Origin of the sequence: Nocardia sp. NPDC059154 (genome assembly GCF_042755705.1) — a bacterium.
Taxonomy (GTDB): Bacteria; Actinomycetota; Actinomycetes; order Mycobacteriales; family Mycobacteriaceae; genus Nocardia.
Window position 1 is genome coordinate 1 of record NZ_JBHZCS010000006.1, and the last position, 6,103, is coordinate 6,103.

General features: G+C 67.8%; 7 protein-coding genes. 4 read left to right on the top strand and 3 right to left on the bottom strand.

Going from position 1 to position 6,103, the window contains the following annotated elements; all coding sequences use genetic code 11:
- From ACFXN1_RS07515 to ACFXN1_RS07525, 3 genes are all read right to left on the bottom strand, one after another.
- Window positions 1-944 (bottom strand): DUF222 domain-containing protein (locus tag ACFXN1_RS07515; protein ID WP_379445931.1); only part of this gene is annotated, 944 nt, incomplete at its 3' end.
- Between the two features lie 80 nt (window positions 945-1,024).
- The gene (locus tag ACFXN1_RS07520; protein WP_379445932.1) at window positions 1,025-1,750 is read right to left on the bottom strand and encodes an ABC transporter ATP-binding protein; all 726 of its coding nucleotides are present in this window, start codon (window positions 1,748-1,750) and stop codon (window positions 1,025-1,027) included.
- Window positions 1,751-1,785: 35 nt separating this feature from the next.
- A complete protein-coding gene (locus ACFXN1_RS07525) occupies window positions 1,786-2,835 on the bottom strand; it encodes an ABC transporter permease (RefSeq protein ID WP_379445933.1) in 1,050 nt (349 codons plus the stop codon).
- Window positions 2,836-2,965: 130 nt separating this feature from the next.
- Here ACFXN1_RS07525 and ACFXN1_RS07530 point away from each other — a divergent pair, with 130 nt between their 5' ends.
- The 4 genes from ACFXN1_RS07530 to cobM are packed head-to-tail and all read left to right on the top strand — an operon-like array spanning window position 2,966 to window position 6,036.
- Window positions 2,966-4,144, top strand: coding sequence for a sensor histidine kinase (locus ACFXN1_RS07530; protein WP_379445934.1), 1,179 nt, complete (start codon window positions 2,966-2,968; stop codon window positions 4,142-4,144).
- Complete coding sequence (locus ACFXN1_RS07535) at window positions 4,141-4,776, top strand: response regulator transcription factor (protein ID WP_033090529.1); 636 nt, start codon at window positions 4,141-4,143, stop codon at window positions 4,774-4,776. The genes ACFXN1_RS07530 and ACFXN1_RS07535 overlap by 4 nt, the downstream gene beginning before the upstream one ends.
- 18 nt (window positions 4,777-4,794) lie before the next feature.
- Window positions 4,795-5,220, top strand: coding sequence for a PPOX class F420-dependent oxidoreductase (locus tag ACFXN1_RS07540; protein WP_379445935.1), 426 nt, complete (start codon window positions 4,795-4,797; stop codon window positions 5,218-5,220).
- A 57-nt stretch (window positions 5,221-5,277) separates the two neighbouring features.
- Window positions 5,278-6,036, top strand: coding sequence for a precorrin-4 C(11)-methyltransferase (cobM, locus tag ACFXN1_RS07545; RefSeq protein WP_379445936.1), 759 nt, complete (start codon window positions 5,278-5,280; stop codon window positions 6,034-6,036).
- Window positions 6,037-6,103 lie beyond the last annotated feature (67 nt).

Here is a 6,103-nt window from a genome sequence, read left to right on the forward strand (position 1 = left end):
CCGCCGGAGGCGGTGGTCGCGACCCCGGCCCCGCGCTCGAGGTCGGCGAGGTTCATGGTGAGGACAGCTTGCACCGGCAGGCCGCGGTGTGAGCCGAGCTTGGCCGGGTCGACGCCGGGCTGCAGCAGCGCGAACAGCGCGTCGTGGGTGCGCTGACCGGCATCACGGCGGTCACGACGCGCGGCGGCCTCGAGGGCCTTCGAATCGATGACACCGGCGGTGGCGGTGGGGCTTTTGGGGTCTTCGAGGTTGCACATGCCCGGGCGCGCGAGCTTCGCGAACACTGCATCGAGCAGGGCACGCAGTTCGGGGGTGATCCAGCCTTCGATCCAGGACATGCCATCGATGCCGGGGTGGCACAGCAGGATTCCGCGCTTGCGGCGGCGGTCGGTGTCGGAGACGACCTTGCCGTCGGGGTCGATGCGGGCGAGGATGTCGCGACCGATCTTGGGCAGGTCGTCGGGCCAACCGATGCGGGAGTGGTCGACGAGGATGTGCTCGGCTTCCGCGCGGGATTCGGCGGGTATGTCGGCGGGCAGGTGGTTCATGACGTCGATGATGTTGCGGACGTGGTCGCGTGAGATGTCGCCTGCCTCATAGGCTTCGGCGGTCTCGGCGAGGGTGGGTGGGCGCAGGTGGCCGGTGGGTTCGAAGAATTCTCCGCACTGGCGGGTGATCTTCACTCGCACCGACGCGTCGTACTTCGACAATCCCAACGTCTGGCGCAGGAACGGCACCAGGTGCCCTGCCCCGCTGGTTTCGTGCAGGGATCGATCCGCGGCCTCGATGATCAGGCGTGAATCCAGTGCGGACAGTTGGCGTTTGCAGGTTTCCAGGCGCTGCATCAACTCCACGACATCGGCGTCGGAGAATTGCTTCAGGCTGGTGTTCGAAAGGGTCTGGACTGCGGTCGCCAATTCGGCGATACCGCAGCTCTCCAGCACTTCCCCTTCGAATTCATGCCTCTATTCTATCGCTGCCGCAATAGCCTGGGAACCCGAATTGTCCGGTATCCCTGCATATTTCAAGCAGCCAATGCCGTATTATGTTGTGTAAGAACGCCATCCACCATTCGATACACGCTGTCCATCTGATCCAAATGCGACAGATCGTGCGTCACCAGCAAGGTCGACGCTCCATGCTCCCGCACGATCCCGACGATCAGATCGATGATGGCCGCCCCGCGCTCCTGATCCAACGCACTGGTCGGCTCGTCGATGACCAGCAGTGACGGGTCGTTCATCAGGGCGCGCGCGATGTTCACCCGCTGCCGCTGTCCGCCCGAGAGCTGAGCCGGCCGCTTGTTCTCGTGCCCCGAGAGCCCCACGGCCGCCAGCAGATCCCGTGCGCGCGACCGAGCTACACGCCGCTTGGCGGGTGAGACGAACCAGCTCTGCCCCAGGTGCACCATGGCCTCGAGCTGCTCGACGGCGGTCAGCGCCGGGACCAGATTGGACTGCTGGAACACGATGCCGATCGAGCTGCGACGCAGGGTGGCGGCGTCGCGCCGGCTCAGCGAGGCGAGATCGATGGTGCCCGTGGCTGTTTCGAGCTCGACCCGCCCCGAATCCGGGCGCAGCAGGGTGGAGACGGTGGCCAGCAGGGTCGATTTGCCGGAGCCGGACGGCCCGGTGATGGCCGCGATCTCGCCGCCGCCCACGCGCAGGTTCACGTGGTCGAGGGCGGTGATGCGGTCCGTGCCGTCCGGGAAGGTGAGGGTCAGATCCAAAACGGTCAGTGCGTTGGTCATCGCAATGCTCCTGGGAGGCAAGGGGAGTGTGGTCATCAGCGGGCCTGGTTGAGGGCGGTGAGGGGATCGGTGGTGACGAGGAATCGCAGTGCGAAGGCCGCGCCGAGCAGACCGAGCGCGATCAGCGCCGCGGCCGGGAACAGCGTGGTGCTCGCACTGAGCACGAAAGGCACTGCGCCGCCCATGAATACGCCCGCCACGGCGGTCAGGCCGACACCGACGCCGACACCGAGCAGCAGCACGATCAGCGCCTGGCTCAGGGCATCCCGGATCAGGGAGCCGGTGGTCGCGCCCAGCGCCTTCAGTGTCGCGATGTCCGGCTGCCGCTGCACGGTCCACACCGTGAAGAACGCGCCGATCACCAGCGCCGAGATGGCGAACAGCATGACGGTCATCAGGGTCAGTGACCCGTTCTCGGCCTGGTACGACGACATCGCGGACAGCGAGTCCTTGCTGCTGGTCGTGGTGGTGTGCGCGGTCGCGTTCACCGCGGACTGATCGCTCACGCCGGACACCGCGAGGATGGTGGCCGCGCCCGCGTGGGGGTTGAGGGACTGCCAGTCCGCCAACGTCATCCACACCACGGGGGTGTGCGCGTACCAGTCGTCATCGGTCACGCCCTGCACGGTGTAGGAGGCCGAGCCCAGATCGACGGTGCCGCCGGTCTTGGCGTCGAGGTCCTTGGCGGCGGCCTTGGACAGGATCACCGAGCCCGGATCGGTTGCCACACGCTTGCCGAAAGGCGTGCCCTGGACGCCGAACAGTGCCACCTGGGTGGGCGACGCGCCGTCGAGGGTGGCGCGGGTGCGGCTGATGCCGATCGGATCGACGGTGCCGCCCGCCGCCTGCCACGTCTGCACCTGCTCGGTGCTCAAGGTGGACGCGTCGAAGGAAGGGGAGGACCCGGTGTCGGAGAAGACGACCGTGTCGGTGTTGAGGGACTCGATGGCGGAGATGTTCTGGTGCGCCAATCCGGCCGTCAGGCCGCTGAGAAAGCTCACCAGCAGCGCGACCAGCGTGACCACCAGGGAAATGAGGAGGAAGCGGCCGCGGGCGGCCCGCAGATCTCTGAGTGCGACGAACATGATTCCACTGTGTCGTCGCGGACCTCGAAAACCATCGTCGAGCAGGACGGTTCCCGGACCAGCCAAGGGTGGGGCGGCGTTTCCTACTTTCGATGGATGCCGCGGCAATAGCCGGGCATAAGCTGGTCGCGTGCACCGCTCGCCACTCACCCCGGTCTTCTCCGCCCTGCAGGCGGGACTGCATGTCATGGTGGTGGCGCTCACCATCGTGGTGGCGGTGCAGGAGTTCCTGACGGGTTCGCATCGCGTGCCGGTCGTGGTGCTGGCGAGCGTCTTTCTCGGCGTCTACTTCGTCGGCGGCCGGTTCCGTCGCGATCTTCCCGCGGCCCGGGTGTGGCTGGGCCTGTTGACGCTGCTCTGGCTGGGCCTGGTGATCGTGGCTCCGCTGGCGGTGTACCTGGTGTTCGGACTGTTCTTCCTGTATCTCCATCTGCTGCCGCGCAATTGGGGGCTGCTCGCGGTGACCGCGGCCACGGTGGTGTCGGTGGTCGGGTTCGCCGCGCACCGCGGCTGGACGGTGGCGGGGGTGATCGGCCCGCTGCTCGGCGCCCTGGTTGCGGTGGCCATCGGGCTCGGCTACCAGGCGCTGTTCCGGGAGGCCGCCGAACGGCAGCGCCTCATCGACGAATTGCTCGCCACCAGAAACACTCTCGCCGAACAGGAACGCACCGCGGGCAAGATGGCCGAGCGGGAACGCCTGGCCCAGGAGATCCACGACACGGTTGCCCAGGGCCTCAGCAGTATTCAACTGCTGCTGCACGCCGTCGAGCGCGCCGCTCCGGAGCATCCGGCGCTGGAGAAGATCCGGCTGGCCCGCGAGACCGCCGCCGACAGCCTGGTCGAAACCCGCCAGCTCATTGCGGAACTCACGCCCGCCGCACTCGAGGGCCAGTCCCTCGCCGGTGCGCTGCACCGCATTGCCGAGCGGGCCGCCGCGCCCGGCCTGGATGCCCAGGTGCTCGTCGAGGGGGAGCCGCAGGCGCTGCCCATGTCCATGGAGGCCGCCCTGGTCCGCATCACCCAGGGCGCGGTCTCGAATGTGGTGCGGCACGCCCACGCTCAGCGCATGCGGGTCACCCTCACCTACGCCGATGACGCCGTGCACCTGGACGTGGTCGACGACGGCGTCGGCATCGATCCTGCGGTGCTGGCCGAATCCCCTTCCGGCAGTTTCGGTCTCAATGCCATGCGCAGCCGCGTGGAGCAGCAGGGCGGCACCATGGATGTCGAATCCGAACCCGGCCACACCGCGGTCACCGTCTCCTTCCCCCTGGAGGAGCAGCCCACCTTCCCCTCGGAGCAGAAATGATCCGCATCCTCCTCGCCGACGACCACGCCATCGTCCGCGCGGGCCTGCGCGCGCTGCTGGACTCCAGCGTCGCCGAAACCGATTGCGACGATATCGAAGTCGTGGGCGAGGTGGCGACCGCCGAAGAGTCCGTGGCCTTCTGCTCGACCACCCCCGTCGACCTGGTCCTGATGGATCTGCGCTTCGGCCCCGGCAAGTCCGGCGCGGACGCCACCGCGGCCCTGCGCGATCTCCCGAATCCGCCGAATGTCCTGGTGGTCACCAACTACGACACCGACGCCGACATCCTCGGCGCGATCGAGGCGGGCGCGGTCGGCTATATCCTCAAGGACACCCCGCCCGCCGAACTGCTGGCCGCCGTCCGCTCGGCCGCCGAGGGCGAAAGCGTCCTGTCGCCCTCGGTCGCTTCGCGTCTCATGACGCGAGTCCGCAAGCCCGACACCACCTTGAGTCCCCGCGAGATCGAGGTCCTCCGTCTGGTGGCCGACGGCCATTCCAACCGGGAGATCGGCAAGCGCCTGTTCCTCTCCGAGACCACCGTGAAATCCCACCTGGTCCACATCTATTCGAAGCTCGGCGTCAAATCCCGAACCTCCGCCGTGGCCCGGGCTCGCGAGCGCGGGGCCATCTGAGGTCGTACGGTGTCGCCCATGGCCTCACTGTCCGATCAGCGTGTACGCGACTTCCTGACCGAGGGCACCCGGACCGGCAAGCTCGCCTTCGTGGCGAGCGACGGCCGCCCCCTGGTGGCGCCCGTCTGGTTCATCCTCGAAGGCGACGAGATCGTCTTCAACACCGGCAAGGACACGGCCAAGGGCCGCTCGATCCAGCGCGACGGCCGCCTGAGCCTCTGCGTGGACGTCTCCGCACCCCCGTACTCCTTCGTTCAGGTCCAGGGTGTGGCCGAAGTCTCCGAGGACCCGGACGAACTTCTCCGCACCGCTACCGACATCGCGGCCCGCTACATGGGCCCCGGCCGCGCCGACGAATTCGGCAAGCGCAATGCCGTCCCCGGCGAACTCGTGGTCCGCCTCCGCCCCACCAAGATCGTCACCGACTTCTCGGTCAGCGGCTGAGCGCGGAGCTGGTGGCGGCCGGGCGGTTCGCCTGAGCGGGTGTGCGAGACTCGGCCGATGACAGTGCACTTCATCGGGGCCGGGCCGGGGGCGGCGGATCTGCTGACCGTACGGGCGGTCGAGCTGCTGCGGCGGTCGCCGGTGTGCCTGTACGCGGGGACCTATCTGGATCCCGAGGTGCTGGGGCACTGCGCGCCGGATGCCGAGCTGATCGATACCCAGCGGCTGGATCTGGACGAGATCATCGCGCACTGTGCGCGGGCACACGCCGAGGGCAAGGACGTCGCGCGGTTGTGCTCGGGCGATCCCTCCTTGTATTCAGCGCTCACCGAGCAGAAGCGCAGGCTGGACGCCCTGGGAATCCCCTGGGACGTGACGCCCGGGGTGCCGGCGTACGCGGCCGCCGCGGCGCTGCTGGGTGCGGAGCTCACCGTGCCGGAGCAGGTGCAGTCGGTTGTGTTGACCCGCACGCAGGCGCGGTCGACCGCTATGCCGGAATCGGAGGCGCTGGCAAATTTCGCGCGCACCCGGGCGACCCTGATCCTGCATCTCGCCATCACTCGGATCCGGACCCTCGCGCAGGAGCTGGTTCCCGACTACGGCGCGGACTGCCCGGTGGCGGTGGTCTACCGTGCGACCCAGCCTGAACAGCAGGTTCTCCGCGGCACCCTGGCCGATATCGCCGATCGCGTGGAGGCGGCCGGACTGCGGCAGGCGGCTGTGATTCTCGTCGGTCCCGCGTTGGCCGAAACCCTGAACTGTGCCCAGTCGCATCTGTACGATCCTGCTCGCGATAGGTCGCACATCACTGGCTGAAGGTACGAAATGCGATGATAGTTAAGGGCTATGGCCCTTTCTTATTGTCGCTTGCGCGCTGACGGTA